This is a genomic window from Vibrio metoecus, from assembly GCF_009665255.1.
In the GTDB taxonomy this organism is placed as follows: domain Bacteria; phylum Pseudomonadota; class Gammaproteobacteria; order Enterobacterales; family Vibrionaceae; genus Vibrio; species Vibrio metoecus_B.
This window is the reverse complement of the sequence record NZ_CP035686.1, coordinates 669,684-692,266: the sequence shown is the minus strand read 5'-3', so window position 1 is coordinate 692,266 and position 22,583 is coordinate 669,684. Positions and strand designations below refer to the sequence as shown.

Annotated in this window: 22 protein-coding genes, 2 tRNA genes and 1 pseudogene; 6 read left to right on the top strand and 19 right to left on the bottom strand. The window is 45.9% G+C overall.

All coding sequences use genetic code 11. From position 1 onward, the window contains the following. The first annotated feature begins 36 nt into the window (after positions 1-36). The 3 genes from EPB59_RS03300 to EPB59_RS03290 all read left to right on the top strand — a co-directional run bounded on the left by EPB59_RS03300 (position 37) and on the right by EPB59_RS03290 (position 2,237). On the top strand, positions 37-1,842 hold the full coding sequence (locus tag EPB59_RS03300) for a DUF3413 domain-containing protein (protein ID WP_154171545.1): 1,806 nt from the start codon (positions 37-39) through the stop codon (positions 1,840-1,842). A 63-nt stretch (positions 1,843-1,905) separates the two neighbouring features. Next, positions 1,906-1,982 (top strand) — tRNA-Pro (locus EPB59_RS03295). 164 nt (positions 1,983-2,146) lie between these two features. Then, a tRNA-Ser gene (locus EPB59_RS03290) sits at positions 2,147-2,237 on the top strand. Between the two features lie 62 nt (positions 2,238-2,299). Here the strand turns inward: EPB59_RS03290 and EPB59_RS03285 are convergent. The 3 genes from EPB59_RS03285 to EPB59_RS03275 all read right to left on the bottom strand — a co-directional run bounded on the left by EPB59_RS03285 (position 2,300) and on the right by EPB59_RS03275 (position 5,602). Continuing rightward, positions 2,300-3,220 (bottom strand): histone deacetylase family protein, encoded by a 921-nt coding sequence (locus tag EPB59_RS03285; protein ID WP_154171544.1) that lies wholly within the window; start codon positions 3,218-3,220, stop codon positions 2,300-2,302. A 22-nt stretch (positions 3,221-3,242) separates the two neighbouring features. Further along, on the bottom strand, positions 3,243-5,186 hold the full coding sequence (locus EPB59_RS03280) for a DNA topoisomerase III (protein WP_154171543.1): 1,944 nt from the start codon (positions 5,184-5,186) through the stop codon (positions 3,243-3,245). An 83-nt stretch (positions 5,187-5,269) separates the two neighbouring features. Then, a complete protein-coding gene (locus EPB59_RS03275; RefSeq protein WP_055050967.1) occupies positions 5,270-5,602 on the bottom strand; it encodes a Grx4 family monothiol glutaredoxin in 333 nt (110 codons plus the stop codon). Positions 5,603-5,885: 283 nt separating this feature from the next. Here EPB59_RS03275 and sodB point away from each other — a divergent pair, with 283 nt between their 5' ends. The 3 genes from sodB (at position 5,886) to EPB59_RS03260 (ending at position 7,976) form a co-directional block, all read left to right on the top strand. Further along, positions 5,886-6,470 carry a superoxide dismutase [Fe] gene (sodB, locus tag EPB59_RS03270; protein ID WP_154171542.1) on the top strand — a complete coding sequence of 195 codons (585 nt, stop codon included), beginning with the start codon at positions 5,886-5,888 and terminating at the stop codon, positions 6,468-6,470. A gap of 114 nt (positions 6,471-6,584) precedes the next feature. Further along, positions 6,585-7,088, top strand: coding sequence for a VC2046/SO_2500 family protein (locus tag EPB59_RS03265; RefSeq protein ID WP_055028317.1), 504 nt, complete (start codon positions 6,585-6,587; stop codon positions 7,086-7,088). Between the two features lie 243 nt (positions 7,089-7,331). Further along, positions 7,332-7,976 carry an SDR family oxidoreductase gene (locus EPB59_RS03260; protein ID WP_233419675.1) on the top strand — a complete coding sequence of 215 codons (645 nt, stop codon included), beginning with the start codon at positions 7,332-7,334 and terminating at the stop codon, positions 7,974-7,976. A 21-nt stretch (positions 7,977-7,997) separates the two neighbouring features. On the opposite strand, the gene EPB59_RS03255 is transcribed toward EPB59_RS03260, so the two are convergent. From EPB59_RS03255 to EPB59_RS03180, 16 genes and pseudogenes are all read right to left on the bottom strand, one after another. Beyond that, positions 7,998-8,744 (bottom strand): MlaA family lipoprotein, encoded by a 747-nt coding sequence (locus EPB59_RS03255; RefSeq protein WP_055029975.1) that lies wholly within the window; start codon positions 8,742-8,744, stop codon positions 7,998-8,000. 120 nt (positions 8,745-8,864) lie between these two features. Beyond that, positions 8,865-10,088 carry a c-type cytochrome biogenesis protein CcmI gene (ccmI, locus tag EPB59_RS03250; protein ID WP_154171541.1) on the bottom strand — a complete coding sequence of 408 codons (1,224 nt, stop codon included), beginning with the start codon at positions 10,086-10,088 and terminating at the stop codon, positions 8,865-8,867. 2 nt (positions 10,089-10,090) lie between these two features. Beyond that, positions 10,091-10,534 carry a cytochrome c-type biogenesis protein gene (locus EPB59_RS03245; protein ID WP_195707089.1) on the bottom strand — a complete coding sequence of 148 codons (444 nt, stop codon included), beginning with the start codon at positions 10,532-10,534 and terminating at the stop codon, positions 10,091-10,093. Between the two features lie 29 nt (positions 10,535-10,563). Next, entirely contained in the window at positions 10,564-11,118 is a 555-nt protein-coding gene (locus EPB59_RS03240; protein WP_001035066.1) for a DsbE family thiol:disulfide interchange protein, read from the bottom strand. Then, positions 11,119-13,074 carry a heme lyase CcmF/NrfE family subunit gene (locus EPB59_RS03235; RefSeq protein WP_055029972.1) on the bottom strand — a complete coding sequence of 652 codons (1,956 nt, stop codon included), beginning with the start codon at positions 13,072-13,074 and terminating at the stop codon, positions 11,119-11,121. Next, a complete protein-coding gene (ccmE, locus tag EPB59_RS03230) occupies positions 13,071-13,550 on the bottom strand; it encodes a cytochrome c maturation protein CcmE (RefSeq protein ID WP_154171539.1) in 480 nt (159 codons plus the stop codon). Before ccmE ends, EPB59_RS03235 begins: the two co-directional genes overlap by 4 nt. Beyond that, complete coding sequence (gene ccmD / locus EPB59_RS03225; protein ID WP_000545363.1) at positions 13,547-13,753, bottom strand: heme exporter protein CcmD; 207 nt, start codon at positions 13,751-13,753, stop codon at positions 13,547-13,549. Before ccmD ends, ccmE begins: the two co-directional genes overlap by 4 nt. Further along, positions 13,753-14,505, bottom strand: coding sequence for a heme ABC transporter permease (locus tag EPB59_RS03220; RefSeq protein WP_154171538.1), 753 nt, complete (start codon positions 14,503-14,505; stop codon positions 13,753-13,755). The genes ccmD and EPB59_RS03220 overlap by 1 nt, the downstream gene beginning before the upstream one ends. 90 nt (positions 14,506-14,595) lie before the next feature. Further along, positions 14,596-15,264, bottom strand: coding sequence for a heme exporter protein CcmB (gene ccmB / locus EPB59_RS03215; RefSeq protein ID WP_055050963.1), 669 nt, complete (start codon positions 15,262-15,264; stop codon positions 14,596-14,598). Then, a pseudogene (gene ccmA, locus EPB59_RS03210) lies at positions 15,261-15,886 on the bottom strand (cytochrome c biogenesis heme-transporting ATPase CcmA). The gene ccmB and the pseudogene ccmA overlap by 4 nt, the downstream one beginning before the upstream one ends. Positions 15,887-16,264: 378 nt before the next feature. Then, positions 16,265-16,768: a DUF2802 domain-containing protein gene (locus EPB59_RS03205; RefSeq protein WP_154171537.1), complete on the bottom strand. Its 504-nt coding sequence runs from the start codon at positions 16,766-16,768 to the stop codon at positions 16,265-16,267. Continuing rightward, positions 16,744-17,238, bottom strand: a complete 495-nt coding sequence (locus EPB59_RS03200) for a chemotaxis protein CheW (protein ID WP_000075894.1) — start codon at positions 17,236-17,238, stop codon at positions 16,744-16,746. The genes EPB59_RS03205 and EPB59_RS03200 overlap by 25 nt, the downstream gene beginning before the upstream one ends. A gap of 38 nt (positions 17,239-17,276) precedes the next feature. Further along, entirely contained in the window at positions 17,277-18,272 is a 996-nt protein-coding gene (locus tag EPB59_RS03195; RefSeq protein WP_055050960.1) for a chemotaxis protein CheW, read from the bottom strand. Beyond that, complete coding sequence (locus EPB59_RS03190) at positions 18,265-19,041, bottom strand: ParA family protein (RefSeq protein ID WP_000637672.1); 777 nt, start codon at positions 19,039-19,041, stop codon at positions 18,265-18,267. The genes EPB59_RS03195 and EPB59_RS03190 overlap by 8 nt, the downstream gene beginning before the upstream one ends. 9 nt (positions 19,042-19,050) lie before the next feature. Next, positions 19,051-20,190 (bottom strand): protein-glutamate methylesterase/protein-glutamine glutaminase, encoded by a 1,140-nt coding sequence (locus EPB59_RS03185; protein WP_154171536.1) that lies wholly within the window; start codon positions 20,188-20,190, stop codon positions 19,051-19,053. 26 nt (positions 20,191-20,216) lie between these two features. After that, the gene (locus EPB59_RS03180; protein ID WP_055050958.1) at positions 20,217-22,577 is read right to left on the bottom strand and encodes a chemotaxis protein CheA; all 2,361 of its coding nucleotides are present in this window, start codon (positions 22,575-22,577) and stop codon (positions 20,217-20,219) included. Positions 22,578-22,583 lie beyond the last annotated feature (6 nt).

Sequence of the window (22,583 nt, the reverse complement as noted above, 5' to 3'; positions counted from 1 at the left end):
AATTGACCCAATTTAACCAATAAATAGAAAAAGCACATGGTAGAGAGCGGAAATACATACGGCGATAGAGTATCTCGTTTGGTAGGTTGGGGGCATTGGTTTGCTTTCTTTAATATCATCGCAGCCATGCTCATTGGCACTCGATATATCTCTCAATCTCCTTGGCCTGAAACGCTAATCGGACAGCTCTACCTCGTGCTGTCTTGGGTTGGCCATTTCGGTTTTCTTGTTTTTGCACTCTATCTGTTAGTGCTTTTTCCTTTGACCTTTCTTGTCCCATCAAGAAGTCTGTTTCGTTTTTTAGCGGTCTGCTTTTCAACTCTCGGTCTCACTGTTTTACTGATAGATACTCAAGCCTATCAAATCATCAACCTACACCTTAATCCTGTCGTGTGGGAGCTTCTTTTTAACGATGAGACGAGCAGCGTGAGCGCTGATCTACAACATCTGTTTGTTGTCCTACCGCTGATTTTTCTGCTTGAACTCGGATTATCAGAATGGGTATGGCGCAAACAGCGCAAGCTATCCCATAAGCGTATTGGTCGCCCTATTGCAGCCGTATTTTTTATCAGCTTCATCACCAGTCATCTCATTTACGTTTGGTCGGATGCCTATCTCTACTCATCGGTAACCAATCAGCGGGCAAACTTCCCTCTGTCCTATCCAATGACAGCGAAATCCTTTATGGAAAAGCACGGTTTATTTGATAGAGAGGAGTACACCAAGCGTCTTGCCGAACAAAATAGCGGGACTGATGGCCTCATCTACCCTCTTGAGCCACTAGAGTTTAATCGACGTACCAATAACCTAAACGTCTTGGTGGTGAGCATTAATAATTTGCGCGCCGATGCACTAACACCCGAACTAATGCCAAACGCATATCAGTTTGCTAACGAGAACCTCAACTTCACGAACCATTACAGTTCAAGCAACGATATGTTTGGCCTGTTTGGTCTGTTTTATGGTTTACCGAGCACTTATGCGAGTAGCGTTCGGATTCAAGGTAATCCGCCTGCATTTATTGATGTCATGAAAAAGAATGGCTATCAGTTTGGATTATTCAGTGGCAGCAACTTCTCTGATCCGCTTTATCATGAAACATTATTCCGATCTTTAGATCTTGCTGACATTACTTTCGTCAAAGCCAACAGTGCTGATGATCAGGCGGTAAATGCGTGGTCTGAGTGGCTCGTCACAACACAGGGGAAACCGTGGTTTAGCTATTTAGAACTCACAACCGTTGAAGAGTTTTCAGCGCTAAAATCTAATACGACCAAATCATCGACAACCGATCGTTTACGTGATGCTTATAACCTTTCTGCGACCCAAGCTGACAACGTAATCAAAAACTTACTTGACCAATTAGAATCCATGGCACTGCTAGACAACACTGTGGTTGTCATCACCTCAAATCATGGGACTGAGTTTAACGAGACTAAAACGAATACTTGGGGAGCAAACAGCAACTATAGTCGCTATCAGTTACAAGTTCCCATGATTATTCATTGGCCAGGTAAAGTAGCTGGCACTTATGCTCATCGCTCTAGCCATCTCGACTTCTCTGTGACTCTAATGCAAGATTTGCTAGGGGTTTCATCAAATCCAATTGACTACAGCAGCGGCAAAAACCTGTTTAACGAAAGTAAACGGAAATGGATTTTAGCCGGAGATTCACGTGAGTTAGCCTTAATTACAGATTCGCAAACCACCGTGATCGATAAATTAGGTAACTTTAAAGTTTATGATGAGAATTACCAACGTCTTAAAGAGGTTACTCCAACATTACCCGTGTTAATGCAAGGTTTGACCGAATTGCAGCGTTTTTACGCAAAAGACAATTAAATTCATTATTTTAAGGCACCCCAGGGTTGACGCCATAGATAAAAGTTATTAGATTACGCGCATCGGACTGTAGCGCAGCTTGGTAGCGCACCGTCATGGGGTGTCGGGGGTCGGAGGTTCAAATCCTCTCAGTCCGACCATACACCTAAAGGGGAGTTTCTGAGAAACTCCCCTTTTCCGTTTTTGAAATCTGTAAAAATAGCGCTTAGCAATAAAAACAACGACCAAGTGTACATAATTAAATCAAACAGTGTTTTAGGGGCTTTACAAGCAAGCGTTAGGTAGATATTATGCGCGCACAAACGGAGAGATGGCTGAGTGGTTGAAAGCACCGGTCTTGAAAACCGGCGATGGTTAATAGCTATCCTAGGGTTCAAATCCCTATCTCTCCGCCACATTAGAAAAGCCGCTGATTATTTAGCGGCTTTTTGCTTTTACGTATCTCCACAATTTCACTTCAATATCCTGCGCTTAACGCCGCTTTCAGTAACTCAAGATGCAATGGCACGAGTGCCGCATGGTCTTTGCGATACCCACCACCTATGACACAAGCGATTGGGATGCTCTCCTGCTTTGCCAAACCCAACATAAAACGATCGCGTTGCGCGATAGCTGCCTGTGAAATGGATAAATAGCCTAGCTCATCATCGTTATGAATATCCACACCGGCGTCATAGAGGATCAGATCAGGTCGATGGAGATTGACCGCCATTTCCACCACCTGGATGAAGGTGGATAAAAACTCTTCATCGCCCGTCTGGTTAGCAAATCCGACATCCATACTAGAAGCAGGCTTACGCGCCGGGAAATTCTTATCACAGTGAAAAGAGACCGTAATGATATCGTTACGTTCCGCACACAAGGTTGCCGTTCCATCGCCATGATGCACATCACTATCAATGATCAGCACTTTATCAACACTAGACAAAGAGAGTGCGAAGTGCGCTGCTATTACCAAATCATTAAACAAACAGAAACCGCTACCAAAATCCACATGAGCATGGTGATAACCACCACTGAGGTGGATTGCGATGCCTGACAGCAAAGCTCGCTCGACCGTTAAGCTGGTTCCTCCCACAGAAAGCAACGTACGCTCAATCAGTTTTTCACTCCAAGGAAAACCAATTCGGCGCATCTTGGCGGCTGGTAATGTTCCATCTAGCAATGCCCGCACATAGTCCGAATCATGCACTGACCTCACCAAAGAGAGCGCGGCCATTTGTGGAGCAATAAAGTTAAATGCGGTTCGCCACTCTTCACTTTGCTCTTGCTGGCGCACAATCTCTTCATACAGTAAGCGGTACTTGTTGATGGGATATCGATGACCGACTGGTAAATCAAGTTGCGAATAAATGGGATGATAAATCAGCGGGATCATGCGGCACTCAACTCTGGTTCATTTAGGCTTTATACGTTTTAGCTTTATTGTTTGGAGCACGACGTGTGCGCTTAAAGGCCGTTTTCTTCACCGCGGGTAAGGATTGCAATGAAGTCGGCACTGGGGCAATTTTGACTTGCGCGATGAGCTGCTCTAAACGTATCTGTAAAGTTTGCATAAATGGCTGATAAGCTTGGCCTTTTTCAGCAATCGCTTGTAGTTGATGTTCCCAATGTGCTGTCATATCTGGATAAGTCGCTTCAGCCGGAAGGGCGTGAATTAAGCCTCGTCCCGCTGGAGTGCTTTTAATCAGCTTATTATCGCGCAGCAAAAGTCCGCGTTTAAACAGGGTATCAAGGATCCCCGCTCGGGTTGCTTCTGTACCCAAACCATCCGTATCACGCAGAATTTTCTTCAGCTCTTTATCGGCCACAAAGCGGGCTATTCCTGTCATCGCCTGTAAAAGAGTGGCTTCAGTAAAATGGCGAGGAGGTTCGGTTTGTCTTTGCTTGATCTCCCCTTCTCGGCACTGAAATACAGTGCCAACAGGTAGAGGAGGGACTTTATCCATGCCCTCTTCTTGCTCATCTTGATGACCTGTCAGCGCTTTCCACCCAGCACTAAGCAATTGACGACCTTTCGCAATAAAAACGCCGCCAGCGATATTGAAGACCAATTTAGCCTCTGCATACACTGCCGCAGGATAGTACTGAATTAAGTATTGGCGAGCAATGAGTTGGTACACCTTCATCTCATAGCCAGACAACACATTCACGCTAGCCTTTTTGGGCGTGGGGATAATGGCGTGGTGAGCATCCACTTTACTGTCGTTCCAGGCTTTAGAACGCAGTGACAAATCGGCATTATTAACGGCAGTGACCATTTCTTGTGCGTTGTTGGCAATCGCTGCCACAACATCAGCAGCCTGAGCTAAATGCTCTTTCGGGAGATATCGGCAATCTGAACGCGGATAGGTGATCAGTTTGTGCTTCTCATACAGCGACTGGCAGAGATCCAACACTTGCTGCGCACTAAAGTTATAACGCTTAGCAGCATCGATTTGCAGCGCAGACAGCGAATAAGGCAAAGGTGCTGCTTGCTTGGTTTGAGCTTGCTCTGATTCAGTCACAGTCGCGGGCTGATTAGCAATGCGGCTAGCAACATTTTCCACTAGTTTTCGGTTAGTCACCCGCCCGTCTTCATCTTGCCAAGGTAAACAGGCCTCGCTCGGTTTCCAACGGGCACGTATGTCGAATTGATCGGCTCCATTTTGGTATGGAATTAGAGCATCAAGAGTAAAATAATCATGTGGGACAAAATTCACGATCTCTTCATCTCGTCGCACCACTAAGCCAAGCACAGGTGTTTGCACTCGCCCCACAGAGAGCACGCCTTGATAACCGGCTTTTTTCCCGAGCAAAGTGTAAGCGCGCGACATATTCATGCCGTACAGCCAATCGGCACGTGAACGTGCCAACGCAGAGACTGAGAGTGGAATAAATTCACGGTTACTGCGCAAACCTTGCAAGGCGCGTTTTACCGCAGAAAGGTTCAAATCACTGATCAGCAGCCGCTGCACCACTTCCTTTTTATGATTCGGGACTTTGCAATAATCCAGCACTTCATCCACCAACAGCTGCCCTTCACGATCGGGATCTCCAGCATGGATAATTTGATTGGCGTCTTTAAGCAGCTTACGTACAACGGTTAACTGTTGAGAGGAGGATTTTCTCGGGCGCAATTGCCACTGCTGCGGAATAATCGGCAGATCCGCCATATTCCATTTTTTGTAGCGCTCGTCATAAGCATCTGGCTCAACTTGCTCAAGAAGATGCCCAATACACCAAGTCACAACATCGCCATTAGCACACCGAATACAACCTTGCTCTTTCTTATGGGGTTTTGGCAAGGCATCGGCAATTGCGCGAGCAAGGCTTGGTTTTTCAGCAATAATGAGTCGGCTCATAGCATACATTGGCGGATAAAATTAAGGCCACAATACTCAATGTGGCCTTATAAAATCAAGGAAAACTGTAGTTTTATACAGTGTTATTCTTCACTCGCGGTACGAGATGCCGCTTCTTTAACCAGTGTTTGCAGTTCACCTTTCTGGAACATCTCTAGCATGATGTCGCAACCACCAATTAACTCACCTTCAATCCACAGTTGTGGGAAAGTTGGCCACTGAGCATAAACCGGTAGTTCTGCACGGATGTCTGGGTTTTGTAGAATGTCTACATAAGCAAACTTCTCACCACACGCCATCAGAGCTTGTGCAGCTTGCGAAGAAAAACCACAGCTTGGCAGTTTTGGTGAGCCTTTCATATAAAGCAGAATCGGGTTTTCGGCGATTTGCTGTTTGATTTTGTCAATAGTTTCCATCGCTTCCTCATTAATGGATGTCATCAAATATGGGCACATTCTAAAGCAATAACTGAGAATAAAAAGCATATTCTCTATGTGGATAAAGAGTAGACTTATCTTGTTTGTCTAGTTAGCGCTTTCGTGAACACTCTAGACGGATCTTTTTCTGTCTTCGGGGTTTTAATAAAGTAAAAAGTTGCTAAAATACTTATCAAGTCAGTCGTAACGACGAAGAAAACAATACACTGGAAGCAATGACATAAAGAGAACCCTCTCTTTACACTCAACGGAGAATCGAGCAATGGCATTTGAACTACCCGCTCTTCCTTACGCGAAAGACGCGCTGGAACCACACATCTCAGCAGAAACTCTGGATTTCCACCACGGTAAACACCACAACACATACGTGGTAAAACTGAATGGTCTGATCCCAGGCACTGAGTTTGAAAACAAATCACTAGAAGAGATCATCAAGACCTCAACTGGCGGTGTTTTCAACAACGCAGCGCAAATCTGGAACCACACGTTCTACTGGCACTGCCTGTCACCAAACGGTGGCGGTGAGCCGACGGGTGCGGTTGCTGAAGCAATCAATGCAGCATTCGGTTCTTTCGCTGACTTCAAAGCTAAATTCACAGATTCTGCAATCAACAACTTCGGTTCATCTTGGACTTGGTTGGTGAAAAAAGCGGACGGTTCTCTTGCCATCACGAACACTTCAAATGCAGCAACTCCGCTGACAGAAGCAGGCGTGATACCACTGCTGACCGTTGACCTGTGGGAACACGCATACTACATTGACTACCGTAATGTGCGTCCAGACTACATGAATGGTTTCTGGGCACTGGTTAACTGGGACTTTGTTGCTCAGAACCTAGCTAAATAAGCTCCCATTGCTTATTTAATCGTCATAAGCCTGCAATTTTGCAGGCTTTTTTCATTTCATCTCCTCAAGTTTTCTGCCCTGAAGCCGTTAAATGAATATCAAGGGGAGAGAGTCATGCAAGTCCACACGTTAGACAAAGCGGGAATCATTAGCGAGCTGCATTTTGGCCAAGGTATAAGCCAAGCGGTTACGCAAGGACGTCGTGCTGACTTTGCCCTGTTATTGGCACTTTTTTCTAACGATGTGCGCGACAACACTCCTATAGACAAAATCCATGAATCGCCTACGACTGAACAAGTTCTGCGCCAGCGTTTTGAACTTGCAGAGCCTCAACCACTGGAAAATGATGAAAGCTCATATCAGATTTCAGCCAAACAGGCAGCGCTGTTTCATGAAGGTGGCATGGCAAGTGCCAAACTCAGCCATTACCTGACTCCAGAAGCTCTGACTTATCGTCCACAAGATACTCAAGGCTTCCCTGAAGAAGTCTATCTAAATCTTTCAGGTCATGAGCGGCGTCATTTAGCAGAAAAAACACCGACAGCTCTATTGGCCAAAGATTTTTACCACCGCCTTGCGACCGCTTATCGTCAAGATCAATTCCGTCTGTCCGTTTGATCATTCGACCGGCCTAATACATAGGCCATACTGCAAACAAAATTCCGATCTAATAATTTTTGTGAATGGATGCAAACTATTGGCTTTCTGTTTGCCAAATCCAAAGTTATTTGAACTTATTCACACTGTATACACATCTAATCAACCATGCTGTCCAAACCCCCTGCGTAACCTGACGGTTAAAAGTGCAGCTAAGAACAAGATGAGGTAGCACTCATGGATATAAAAAGTGCAGTAATATTAATAACTTCGGCAAGCTCAGCTCTCGGAAGTACACTCGCCACTCACTTTGTCAAACTTGGAGCCAAAGTGATCCTTTGTGATCGTGACCAGCAAGGACTAGTGGACACATATTGGCGCTGTCATGCCATCTCAAATCAAGTCGCGTATTTTCATCTCAATGATTTTTCGCCCGACAGCATTGAACACCTTCTGGATATGGTTGAACAAAAATTTCAGCGAGCGCCCGATGTGTTGATTAACAACTTACCTTCCGCCCCCTTACCGTCACTGGTTGACGAAAAACCCAGTGAACAATTTATTCAGCAATTAGGCGCAATTGCCTCTTCGTTGTTTAATTTCAGTCACGCTTGCTCGGTCAGAATGCGTCAACGCCAGACTAAAGGAGTGATCGTCAATGTGGTGTGCTATAACGCACCACAAGATAGATCAGGCATAGAAAGTGCGAACTCCATGGTCTCAGGATTTACTCAAAGTTGGGCCAAAGAGCTAACCCCGTTTAACATTCGGGTCGGAGGCGTGGTACCTCAAGTCGAGAGTGCAAATGATGAGGCAGTGCACTGGTCTGAAATCCGTGAAGAACTGATTCGCAACACTGAATATATCGTGGCTAATGAATACTTTAGTGGCAGGGTAATGTCGGCTTAGCCTCCGCTAAGCCGCGGTGTCTCATAATCCTTCGTTTAGATATTCATCAAGATAGTTTTCTTCTTCGGCATTGTAATCATCCACTCGAATTTCCGCTTCGAAATTTCTTCGTTGGATGAATGCATCACGAGTCAAGCTATACGGATCTGGAGAGTTGTGCAGTAAAGCTTCTTGCGAAACTAGGGCAGCGCGTGTTTCCATGCCTTCTAGAGCCCATTTGCCTAATCCAGCCCAAATATTGAGATAAGCGAGAGGGAAATACATACCGTCGACCACATCCGCCACTTGGCGCACGGTATAAGGCCCGTATCCTGGAATCATTAGGTAAGGTCCATTACCTACACCATAGTGTCCGACTGCATCACTAAACTCTTTTTCATCGTACTTTTTAATGCCAGCTTCAGAAGCAATATCGATTAAGCCAAGTAAACCAAAGCTGGTGTTAATCCAAAAACGGTTGAAATGGACTACGGCCTTCGAACCATTACCCATCAATAAGTTATTCACCATACTGGCTGGTTCATCTAAGTTAGAAAGAAAGTTCGCTACCCCACTGCGCACAGGTTTAGGTACATAACCGACATAAAACAAGGAGACAGGACGAACCACGTAAGGATCTAAGTAGTCGTAGTTAATCGTCCACATTTGTCGGTTAAAACTTTCAAGCGGATCATTAACCTGAGAGTGAGAGGATGCGTCATCGGGGGTGCTACTGCATCCGAGCAAAAACGCGGTGAATAAAACAATCCAAGATAAGCGACCAACCATACGTTATTCCATGTGCAAAGGCCGATTTACATCGGCCTTATATTTTCTTCCCACTCAAAGTCGTACCAGCCACGACTTTGGACTATTTGGGCATCGTTTATTATTTTTCTGCTTGTGATTTTATTCGTACTGCTTATCAAGTACAACGGCAACGGCATCACCCGCTTTCATTATTTGGCTTTCACCATGCCAATCACCGGTTTTTGTCGCCACATTACCGTCTGTATCAATACGTGCTCGCACAATAAAAGACTCAAGACTAGAGAGTTTTGCCCCTTGCATCATGCTGTTACTGTCATCCAATACCACAGTTCTTGGGAATTCACCAAGTGGGTAACGTGCGGCTGCCGTAGGCATAGGAGAACCAGGCGCATGAACCGACACAATTAATACTGCATTAGGATCGACGTTCACCTGATCACCGAGACTGATTGTTACCTTAACCGACTTTCCATCACTTGTGGCGCTGGTCTGTGAGCCCATTTTTTGTCGCGCACTTTCAATACTGCGACTAAGCATCTCATAGCGAGCATCCTGAGGGCCGATCGCTTGTTGCATCAAGCTCCAATATTTAATGGCGGCAGAAAAATCGCCACTCTCAAATGCATCAAATGCCAGTAAAGAGTAAACACGCAGATCGGCATAACCACGCTGGGCCAATTTCAACAGAATTGATTTAGCGTCTTGTTGGTCAATCGGATCGTTGGACAGCATTAATGCTTGAGCGTAGCCAAATTTCACATCAGGATCTTCACTATCTAATGCGTAGGCTTTTTTCATCGCTCCAATGGCGGTTTCAAGGTCACGGTTGGCTAAACCAATTCGCCCTAACAACAACCACCCTGTCACATCATCAGCTTGATAATGTAATCGTGTACGTAGAGCAAGCGTCAAGTCATTCATCTCTTCATCGCTAAGCTCTACTTGAGGTGCCATCAGTTTTTTCGACAGTTCAGGGAGTTGTGCCGTCACTTCTTGCCACGCTTGCACATGTTGATAACTACCGAACTTAGCGTATAAACCATAGCTCAAAGCGACCACCAGTAACACAGATGGAACCACGATCTTCCACAATGAAACGTTATTCTCTTGCTCATGCTTTTGCTGAATTGGGATGTCGTCTAACAGAGTTTGCTTGAGATCGGCGATCAAATCTTGTTGATCAACCACGATCCCCTCTTCTGCTTCCACTTCCAACTCTTTCAGGCGATCTTTATAAAAGGCTTTATTCAATTCATCACGTAGTGCTTGATCGTTATTTGCACGTTTTTTAACGAAAGGAATAATGATGAATGCTACCGCAATCAATGCTAACAACAAGGTTGAGATCCAAAACATCCCCATAATTACTTCTCTCCCTCTTGCTCTTCTTTCAATAACACCGCTAGACGTGCTTCTTGTTCGTCATTCCACTGTATTGAATGAGTGGCGTTGCGCGATTTACGTCGACTGCGTAGCACAATTATCGTAAAACCAATCACGAGCACCGAAATAGGACCAAACCAAAGAATCGCAGTACCTAGTGTAAATGGTGGATTATAGGTTACAAAATTACCGTAGCGAGCGATCATGTAATCGACGATTTCCGACTTGGACTTTCCTTCTTTCGTCATCTCATACACTTTTTGACGCAAATCTTGCGCTAATTCTGCATTTGAATCCGCGATTGTATTGTTTTGACATTTCGGGCAGCGCAAGGTCGCGCCTAATTCCTGAAACTGCTGTTCTTGCTCCAATGTTTCAAAATCATACACTTCAATCGTAGCGAATGCCGAAAGTGATACCATCATGGCAGCGAACACTGCAAACCACCACTTTTTCATTGTTTCGCCTCCGCTTGCAGCTGCGCATAGAGTGGCGCAAGTGTTTCTTGCCAGTTGCGCGAATTCACATCCCCCACATGGCGATAACGGATCACGCCATTCGCATCAATTAAGAATGTCTCTGGAGCGCCATATACTCCCAAATCCAGCCCCAACATACCGTTTCCATCGAATAGGCTGATTAGGTACGGGTTACCGAGCTCATTGAGCCACTGGGTTGCTTTATCGCGTTGATCTTTGTAATTCAGACCAATAATTTTCACACCTTGCCCAGCCAGTTTGTTCAGGTACTGGTGTTCGGCGTAACAGGTTGGACACCAAGTCGCCCAAACGTTGAGCAATAAAGGTTCACCTTTGAAAATGGACTGATCGTATAACTTACCCGGTTCCGCCAAATCTTCTAAACGAAACTCAGGTACCGACTTGCCGACCAATACAGATTCGAGCTTGGTTGGATCATCTCCCGATGAGTTTCTTACCAACTGAGTAGCAAACACGCCTGCCAATAGCAAAAACGCAACCAGTGGGATAAATAAAATCTTCTTATTCACTTAAGCCTCCTGATGTGCATTTTTTCTGAAGCGGTAACGCTTGTCACTGATCGCTAATACGCCACCCAATGCCATTAACAAACCACCAGCCCAAATCCAACGCACATAAGGTTTGTAATAAATGCGAACTGCCCACGAACGGTTATCTTCCAAACGTTCTCCCATCGCAATATACAAATCACGCGTAATGCCACGATCAATCGCGGCTTCAGTCATCATCGATTTGGCTGTGCGGTAGAAACGTTTTTCTGCATGCAACGTATTGACATATTGACCTTGGCTGGTGATTTCAAAATCAGCAATGTATCCATCGTAGTTCGGGCCATCTTTGTCGCGCACATTTTGGAAGTAGAAGTTGTACTCATTCAGCTGGAAATTATCACCAGGAGCAAGGCGTACATCGCGCTCAATACTGTAATTCTGCACCATCGCAATACCGATAATACTCACCGCTAAGCCTAAGTGACCAAGCATCATCGCCCAATGGCTGCGTGGTAGCTTTTTCACACCCACCATAAACGGATGACGATGAGTCGCACGCGTATGCAGCTCATAACCATGCAGTAGCACAATCCACCATGCCATTACCCAACCGAGATAGGCCATCGGGCTGAAAGTAGGGGCATTGAGCCACATCATTAGCGCGGCAAGCACCAATGAAGCCACTGCGGTAGCTAACATAGGTTTAAATAAGGTTGAAATTTGGTCACGCTTCCAACGAATTAATGGACCAATGCCCAACAAAAACGCGAATGGAATCATTAGCCATGCGAAGAGCATGTTAAAGAACGGCGCACCAATAGAGACAGAACCAAGACCGATCTGTTTATGCACCAAAGGTAACAAAGTACCAATCAGCACTACCGCTAGCGCGGTCATCAGCAATACGTTATTAGCCAGTAAGCTATTTTCACGTGAGACCAATTCAAAGTTACCACGCACTCGTACCGAGGCACCTTTGATTGCAAACAGCAGCAATGAACCACCGATCACCGCGATCAAGAAACCGAGAATGAACATGCCGCGGGCAGGATCAGATGCGAATGCATGCACGGAAACCAGAATACCTGAGCGCACTAAGAATGTGCCTAGCAAACTCAGAGAAAAAGCTGAAATGGCCAGCAGAACCGTCCATGCCTTAAAAGTGCCACGCTTTTCCGTAACCGCTAATGAGTGCATTAAAGCCGTGCCAGCGAGCCAAGGCATGAATGAGGCGTTTTCTACTGGGTCCCAGAACCACCAGCCACCCCAACCAAGCTCGTAGTATGCCCACCAAGAACCTAAAACGATCCCCATAGTGAGAAACAGCCAAGCACCAATCGTCCAAGGACGTGACCAACGAGCCCATGCCGTATCCAATCGACCAGTCATCAAAGAAGCAATCGCGAACGAGAAAGCCACTGAGAAGCCTACATACCCCATGTACAACATCGGTGGGTGGATAATTAAACCGGGGTCTTGTAAGAGTGGGTTTAAATCACGCCCATCGATTGGGAAGTAAGGCAGAGTACGCAAAAATGGGTTAGAGGTAACGATAATGAACAGTAGAAAACCGACGCTGATCATGCCCATCACCGCTAATACTCTAGCCACAGACTCTTGCGGCATTCCACGGCTAAACGTGGCGACAGCGACAGTCCAAGCAGACTGAATCAATACCCAAAGTAATAACGAACCTTCGTGAGCTCCCCAAACCGCCGTCAACCGATAGTACCAAGGCAGCTCACTGTTTGAGTTACTTGCCACATACTGCACGGTAAAATCGTTGCTATAAAATGCCCACAATAAAATCACAAAAGAGGTCAACAGCATCAAGAACATGCCCCATGACAAGGGGCGAGCGGTATTCATTAATAGCGTGTTGTTGCGTGATGCGCCAAGCAGAGGGAGTGCACTCAATAAAATCGCCAAACCTAACGAAACAATCAGTGCAAAATGGCCAATTTCAGCAATCATTGTGCACTTCCTTGTTGTTCTTCGGTGTACTGGAGTGGTGCATGTGTTTTTTGCATAGCTTCAGCAATTTCTGGTGGCATGTAGTTCTCATCATGTTTTGCCAATACTTCAAATGCTTCGATATTCGTTGCATCAACGAGAACACCTTGAGCGACAATACCCTGACCTTCTCGGAATAGATCCGGCAAAATACCGTCATAGGTGATCGTGACGCTAGGGCCTACATCATGTAAATCAAAACTGACTTTCAGAGAATTAGGATCACGCTTTACAGAACCGACGACCACCATTCCACCAATGCGAAGACGTTGCCCCACTTCAGGTTTATTTCCTTCTTTTCCATACACCAACTCACTTGGGGTATAAAACAAATCCATATTTTGATTTAAGGCGTAGATGATCAGTCCAACCGTGGCACTCAGTCCAAGTAAGATCGCTAAAACAACACCGAGCCGCTTTTTACGTCTTGGGTTCATAGTGTGTTCTCCATATGTTTTGCGGCATCAATCCGAGCCTGACGCTCCAATTTATTGCGCACTTGATTGAGTAACGTGTTTTTACGTCGAACGCTGACGATCCACAACACCGCCATCGACAGATAAGTTAAGCCAAAGGCTCCCCAGACATAGCTGGCATAACCACCCATTGCTAGAAAATCACTAAAGGATTCAAAATGCATCACTGCTTTCCTCGCAAAGATTGGTTTGCTAATTCGCAGACCCAAGGACGATGACTTTCTCGACTTAGAATCTCATTACGCAGACGGATCATAGTCAGTGCTGCAAAAAAGAATGCAAAACCGAAAATACATGCCAAAAGCGGCCATAGCATTTCAGGCGCAATCGATGGTTTCGCAAATTTTGTGATAGTGGCACCTTGGTGCAAAGTGTTCCACCACTCAACCGAGAAGTGGATGATAGGTAGATTAATCACGCCGACAATCGCTAGAATACCCGCAGCTTTCGCAGCCGTTTTTTGATCATCAAAGGCATGATAAAGCGCAATCACACCTAAATAGAGAAACAGGAGTACAAGCTCAGAAGTTAGGCGTGCATCCCATACCCACCAAGCCCCCCACATTGGCTTGCCCCAAATCGCACCAGTGATCAGCGCAATAAACGTGTACACGGCACCAATGGGAGCCATCGCTAAAGCTGCCATATCTGAAATACGGATCTGCCAAACAATGCCAATAAATGCAGCGATAGCCATCGACATGTAAATACCCATTGACCATATCGCCGCAGGGACATGGATATAGATAATTCGAAAACTATCGCCTTGCTGGTAATCTGCCGGTGCATAAGCTAATCCAAGCACCGTCCCTACCACGAGAAACAGGAATCCTAAGCTGGCAAACCAAGGCAACAACTTACCGCACAATTGGTAAGCTGCATCGGGTTTGGCATAGGGGTGAAGCCATTTCCACATGTTGATCTCACTTTGCTTTCAATTTATTGAGTTTTAACTAACTTATTATAATTTATCTAACGCAGCATTTTCGTGCTTGATCGAAGACAATCAATGAACACTTACTCGTAACGCCGCACTGATCGCGAAAGGGGTTAACGTCATCGACCCCATTAGCATCGCCGCTAAAATAGCCAGTTGTCCGTTATACGGCATACCAAGTGCCGCTGCATCAATTGCCGAGGTAGCAAATATCAAAACTGGGATAAACAGCGGTAAAACCAATAAACTCAGTAACACCCCACCTTTTTGTAACCCCACGGTCAATGCAACGCCGATTGCGCCAATAAAACTTAAGGTTGGCGTTCCCAGTAAAAGTGTCAACACAACCGCTAGCCAGGTTGAACTATCAAACGAGAGTAAAACCGCCAGCAGCGGACTGATTAAAATCAGCGGTAACCCCGTCAGAATCCAATGGGCAGTGACTTTTGCCAATACAACAACCGATAAAGGCAGCGGAGTAAGCATTGCCTGTTCAAGCGCCCCATCTTGGAAATCATCCCGAAATAAACGCTCTAAGGAAAGCAACGCCGCTAACAAAGCCGCTACCCAAACAATACCCGGAGCAATTCGCGCTAATAAGGCGGGTTCAGGTCCCACACTCAAAGGGAACAGGGTAATAACAATAATAAAGAACCACAAAGGGTTGAATACATCGGCTTGGCGACGAAAAGCAATTAAGAGTTCTCGGCGGATAAACTGAGTAAAAGCAGTAATCATGAAATGTCACCACCGAGTCGAATCTTGCGGAGTTTAGGATTGTCAGCAAACATATCTTGATGCGTAGTCAAAATCACAATCCCCCTTGTTCTGCATGGTTTAAAAACAGTGCTTCAAGAACTTTCACGCCTTGCTTATCAATAGCGGTTAGAGGTTCGTCTAAAATCCATAGTTTCTTTTGGCTCAGCCATAATCTTGCCAACGCTACCCTACGCTGCTGCCCTGCGGAAAGTTGCCCAACAGGCACATCCTCCCTCCCAGCTAATCCCACTTTCGCCAGTGCTTGGAAAATGTCCGCTTCACTCACCGCTTGTTGATGCACAGCTTGATAAAACCGTAAATTTTCAGCGGCCGTCAGTTCGCGCTTAATCCCTGTCTGGTGGCCTAAAAACAGTAAATCTTGGTGATAGTTTTCACGATCACTTTGAATTTTATTGCTATCCCAGAGGATTTCACCTGAGTCACTCTCACCAAGGCCAGCAATGATACGTAGTAAGGTGGTTTTACCCGTTCCATTACGACCTTCAATCTGGACTAATTCGCCGGTATGGATTTCGAATGAGAGGGATTCAAATAAAATCCGCTCATCACGAATGGCGGTGAGATTTTTGACTTCTAACATGCTGATCTACTGAGAACGTTGGGAGGGCTATATTACCACAGCAACGAGGAGACTAAAGCCGCTAACTCTATTACGAATCACGAAACTAAGTAAGAAACTATTAAAAATTCACCCATTTCGTTCGCAACTACCTCTTTATAGTTACAACAATAATCCAATCTGCACACCCGCGTTAAACCATATCAATGCCAGCACACGATCAATGAGGGAGAAATCAGCACAACTTAAATAAGCAAAGATTTGCATCATTATGAATGGGGGCACTATCGCGAATAACTTAACCATCAATCAAACAATCACAACGACTCAAACAAAGATTTATAGATGATAATAAAAAAGGAAGCCTGAGCTTCCTTTAAAATAATAAGTGATGTTAGATCAGGACTTTACCTTACCAGTTTTCCCATCTGGATGACTGGCGAGAGGAGGAATCGCTTCTTTGCCGGCTAGCTTATTTTGCAAAGACATCATCAACTCAGCTTCAGCTTTCGGCAGCTCACATTCTTGGATAAGTTCATTGAGATCAGCCCCGAGTTGGACCATTTTACTGGCGCGGGTATACAGACGCGCATCGGCATCCGTATTTTCTAACTCAAGTACGCGTTCGTTCAAATGGCGGATAACATCTTGTTGCTCACTGACTTTCTGCCCGAGCCCCACCATAACTGAACGTACTTCCAACAGTTGTTTGTTTGATTTTTGTAGCTCACGGTCGAGATTACGTACTTGTTGGCGTAAGGTTTCACTTTGGCGTAGTTGACCACGCTTAAGACGCCACAGCGCCAATACTATGCACAAAACAACAAAAACCAACCCTCCTGCCATTACAGGAGGGGTTAACCAAGTCAAATCAACCATTACAGATGAGCCATATCGTCCCATTCTTCATCGGTTAGGAACTTGTTCAAATCAACCAGAATCAACAATTTACCATCGCGATTGCTCACCCCTTGGATAAACTTCGAGCTTTCATCCGTACCCACACTTGGTGTTGAGTCGATTTCTGACGAACGCAAGTAAACAACTTCCGCAACGCTATCTACCAGAATACCGATCACTTGTCGCTCTGACTCGATCACAATGATGCGGGTATTATCCGTGATTTCACCTTGCATTAGCCCAAAACGTGAACGAGTGTCGATAACCGTCACCACGTTGCCACGCAGGTTAATAATACCCAACACATAATCAGGCGCTCCAGGAACTGGAGCAATTTCGGTATAACGCAGTACTTCACGTACCTGCATTACGTTAATGCCGTACGTTTCTTCTTCCAATTGGAACGTCACCCATTGAAGTACTTCATCGTTCGACTTTTCTTTTCTGACTTTCACTTCATTCGCCTGAGACATAACTTTCCCTCTCTGAGTCGTTTCCGACACCCAATGTTTTAATTTTCCAGTGCTTTTACATCAAGCCCTGCATTAAGCATAGCTATCAATGCTTGAACATGGATCAAAGCGCACATTTTTTCTTTCACCATGCCAGCGAGCCAAGGACGTTTACCGACCTGTTCACGCCACCGCACTTTATCTGTACTGAGTAATTCTGTGCCCATAAGTTGAGTGCTGGCGAGCCCCCAAGCACTCTCACCCAACATGACAATATATTGATAAGCTTGCTTATAACTCTCATCATGTAGCTTCTCAGCCATTACCCATTTCGCCGTATCCACCACATCAAGTTGCGAATCCCGGTTAGTTTGTAAACCTAAATACCACGCAGGGCGCCCAATTAAATGGTTGAGCGCCGTCATCCGATGGATACCACCCAGTTCATCCAAAGGCACAGCAAAAGTGACACCATTGACATCAAAATAGAGCACTTGGAAGTCTTTTTCACGAATGGTATTCGTCCACGAGCCCAGTTTGTTACCGCCAGTTTGCGTTTCTAGAGTCGGTGCGGTATCAACCACTACCTCAGGCTCCACCTCTGCAACGAAAACCTCGATCTCTGGCTCAACGTTGAAGTAAGCAGGCTCAAGTTCTTCTTCAGTAAGGAGCTCAGCTTCGAGATAGTCCGAGTCAGTTTCAATATCCCACTCTTGGATCTCGTCAACGACGGTAACTGGTGGAACAATAGGTTCCGTTCGAGCAATCTTGGCCGTATTTTCTTCCAAGATTTGTTCAAGATCCAAATCCGCCACCGGATTACTCGATTCGAGTTGGCTCAGTAAGCGCTGAACATCCTCTAAATTAGGCAGATCAAACTCTTCAACTTCCGCCTCAAAATAGCTTTTGTTAGGTACAGACTGCACCACAGGAGCCAGTTCTAACACTGACTCCTCTTTGATTTGAGTTAACTCAAAATCAGCCGTTTCTTCATCCAACAACGCGGTGAAGTAATCGTTAAGCGCTTGTTCGCTGGAAATCAACGCACTACTCATCGATGGCTAGCCTCTCTAAAAACAGCAGCAGCTGTTTGTAGGCAAAAACGCCTCGACTTCCCTCTGCAAAATGTGAGGCAGGTAGACGCTGTAAGCTAGCATCGCGGAATTTAGTATCGATAGGCACCGCTGAGGTCCAAACTTTATCCGGATAGTCTTTTTTCAACTGATTCAACGTCTGCAGAGAAGCTCTCGTGCGCTTATCATACATGGTCGGGACAATCGTTACTTTAAACTCACGACTGCGCGATTTCTGCATAATAGCCAACGTACGCACCATCCGCTCCAAGCCTTTCATCGCCAGAAATTCTGTTTGAACCGGGATAAGGATACGATCACTCGCGGCAAGGGCGTTGACCATCATCACCCCCAGAATCGGTGGACAATCGATCAGGACATAATCATAAGCGTGCCGCAGGGCTAACAAAGCTCGTTTTAAAATCAACCCCATACCACTGCGATTCCCCATGACACGATCTAGAGTCGCAAGTGACATATGAGCAGGAATAAGGTCGATGCCTTGAATATCAGTATTTAAAATCAGAGGTCTAACTGATGCCTCATTGTATTCACGCAATTGAAAAAGGTCGAATAAGCTAGCTGGAACACCATCGGAATCATAGCCCAAATAGGTGGTCAGCGAAGCATGTGGATCCGTATCAACCAGCAGGACACGTTTACCCTGCTGACTTAACAAGCCAGCCAATGTAATCGTTGTGGTGGTTTTTCCTACTCCACCTTTTTGGTTTGCAACACTCCAAACGATCATTGAGGTTCCTTATGCGAGCCCTACTTCTACCAGCATTCGCTCTGCGATTCTGTCGAGCGGCAAATCTTCTGTAGAGATTCCCGCTTTGGCTACCGCCTGTGGCATTCCATACACAACACAACTCTCTTCATCTTGTGCCCAGATGGTGGCACCAGCTTCTTTAAGCATTCGAGCGCCTTCACGTCCATCAGCTCCCATGCCAGTTAGAATCATAGACAATACTTTATCGCCATAGATTTTTGCAGCAGAGCCAAAAGTCACATCCACACACGGCTTGTAGTTCATGCGATCACCACCATCGATGATGCGCAGTCTTGCGGCACCTGGACGACCATCAAGCATCATTTGTTTACCACCTGGCGCCAAGTAAGCGACACCTGGTCGTAAGGTATCGCCATCTTCCGCTTCTTTTACCTCAATTTTGCACAGTGAGTTTAAGCGACTTGCAAAAGCAGCCGTGAACGTCGCTGGCATATGTTGAATCAAAACAATCGGATGTGGGTAATTAGTGGGCAGCTTGGTTAAAATTTTCTGTAATGCAACAGGTCCTCCAGTGGAGGTACCTATTGCCGTGAGCTGATATTTCTTTCCCGTCGCTTTAAATCGAGCCGCCGTAGCAACAGCCGCAGCGGGACGATTTCCAGTTAATGATACCGATGGAGCTGCACGTTCTTGGGTCATCGGCGTACTGGTTGATGACGTAGACAACGTAGAAGTTGCACGACTCATCGTTGGACGACGTAAAAAAATCTTTTTAGAGGCGATCGACAAGACTCTCTGTTGGAGCAGAGTGACCGCTTCATCGCGATTACGGGCGATATCTTCAAACTTCTTAGGTAAAAAGTCTAACGCACCAGCATCTAAAGCATCTAATGTGGCTTTCGCACCATCGTGCGTCAGCGAAGAGAACATGAGAATCGGCACTGGATTATTTGCCATAATTTCACGCACAGCTGAAATGCCATCCATAACCGGCATTTCAATATCCATGGTAATCACATCTGGCTTTAATCGAGCAGCCTTTTCTACCGCCTCTTTACCATTTACAGCAACATCAATGACTTCTAAGCGCGATTCGGAGTTGATGATTTCACTCACGCGACGACGGAAAAAGCTTGAATCATCAACAACTAATACTTTAATCGCCATGTTTATCCTTATCGTTGTGCAACTAATCAGATTCGTGATGCAGCTGCGTACTGCTTAAGCAGATCTGGTACATCCAAAATCAGCGCGATATGACCATCACTCGTAATCGTTGCTCCAGACATACCAGGTGTACCCTGTAGCAATTTATCAAGTGGTTTAATCACGACTTCTTCTTGGCCAATTAAGGTATCAACCACAAGACCAACGCGCTGGCTACCAATTTGTACAATCACCACATGACCATGACCTTGGCGCAGTTGTACTTTGCCTTTTTTCGGTGCTAACCAGTTTTGTAAGTAGAACAGCGGAATAGATTTTTCGCGCACAATAATGGTTAGCTGACCATCAACCACGTTGGTACGGCGTAGATCAAGATGGAAAATCTCATTCACGCTCGCTAAAGGCAGGGCAAATGGATGACCCGCAACTCCGACCATTAGCGTTGGTAAAATCGCCAGTGTCAAAGGCACTTTGATGGTGATCTTTGTCCCTTTACCCATGGTAGAGTCAATATCGATCGAGCCGTTCAGTGTATTGATAGCGGTTTTTACTACGTCCATCCCCACACCACGCCCTGAAATATCGGTGATCTTCTCTTTACTAGAAAAACCAGGCATAAAAATGAGGTTAAAGCATTCTTTATTGGTAAGTCGGTTCGCGGCATCTTCATCCATTATTCCCCGTTTAACGGCGATACCACGCAGCTTGTCGGGATCCATACCTGCACCGTCATCTACGATAGCTAACTGTATGTGATCTCCCTCTTGTGAAGCAGACAAAATCACTTTACCTGTACGAGACTTGCCATTTTTAGCACGCTCATCAGGCATCTCAATACCGTGGTCAACCGAGTTTCGCACCAAGTGGATCAATGGGTCTGCCAGAGCTTCAACGAGGTTCTTATCTAAATCCGTTTCCTCACCACGCAACTCAAGATCGATCTCTTTATTCAAGCTACGCGCCAAGTCACGAACCACACGTGGGAAACGACCGAAGACTTTCTTAATCGGTTGCATGCGCGTTTTCATGACCGCGCCTTGCAAATCTGCCGTAACGACATCTAAGTTGGCGACCGCTTTAGACATCTCTTCATCGTCACTATTCAAGCCTAGGCTTAATAGTCGGTTACGAACCAGTACCAACTCGCCAACCATGTTCATAATGATGTCGAGTGTTGAAGTATCAACCCGTACGGTAGATTCGGCTTGTGCTTTCTTGGCACCACTGGCAACCGCGACTTCACGAGAATCGTCAGCCTCTTTCGCGACAGGTGCAGGCACTTTCGTTGGTGCTTCTTTGGCAACGGCGGGTTTTGCCGCCGCAGGTTTAGCAACGGGTTTTGCTGGAGCTGCGGCCTTCGCGGCGGGTTTTACCGTTGGCGCAGCGTTATCTGTCGCAGCTTTCGCTTCGTTCGCTGGAGAAGTTGCTACTGGACGAGTTGCGATTTCTAGCTCTTCCACAGATGGACCCTTGCCCGATCCGTGAAGTTCATCTAACAGCTTTTCAAACTCTTCATCCGTCATTAAATCGTCACCACCTGGCGCTGATTTCGCAGCAGCAGGTTTCGCGACATCCGCCGCTTTGGGTGCGGTTGGTGTCACTGGCGCAGCAGGTGTTGCATTTTCAACCGATGGCCCTTTACCGACACCATGTAGTTGATCAAGCAGCTTTTCAAACTCATCGTCGGTGATGTCACCACTCATCTGAGAGCTAGCAACAGGAGCCGCTTTTACAGGGGCTGGTGTTGCTGAAGCTTGTTGTTCTGCATGCGTGCCAGGCGCTTTGCCTTTGCCATGCAATTCATCCAACAGTTTTTCAAATTCATCGTCGGTGATATCGTCAATGGAGCCTTTATCAATCACTGTGGTGTTGACTGGTGCAGGAGCTTCAACCAATTCTTCTATTTCTGGTTCCACTTCTTCGATGATTTCTTCAACCACATCTTCAATGATTTCTTCTGCTTCATCTACGTGCTCTTGTTCATCCTCATCATCAGAAGCGGGTTTGCTCAAGCGGTGTAGTTCATCAAGTAGCTCTTGATCTGCAGGTTGAAGTGGCTCGCGATCTTGTACTGCACGGAACTGTTCGTTAACGGTATCCAATGCTTTAAGCATGGTGTCCATCAGGCTAGGGGAAACGTGTCGCTGACCATTTCGTAAAATGTCGAATACGTTTTCCGCACCGTGACAAGTTTCCACTAGCTCAGATAATGCCAAGAAACCCGCCCCGCCTTTTACAGTATGAAAACCACGGAATATGGCGTTCAGCAGATCTCGGTCTTCGGGGTTATTTTCCAGTTCAACGAGCTGCTCAGAAAGCAACTCTAAAATTTCGCCGGCTTCTACCAGAAAGTCCTGCAGGATGTCTTCGTCTAATTCGTAGCTCATAGGTTA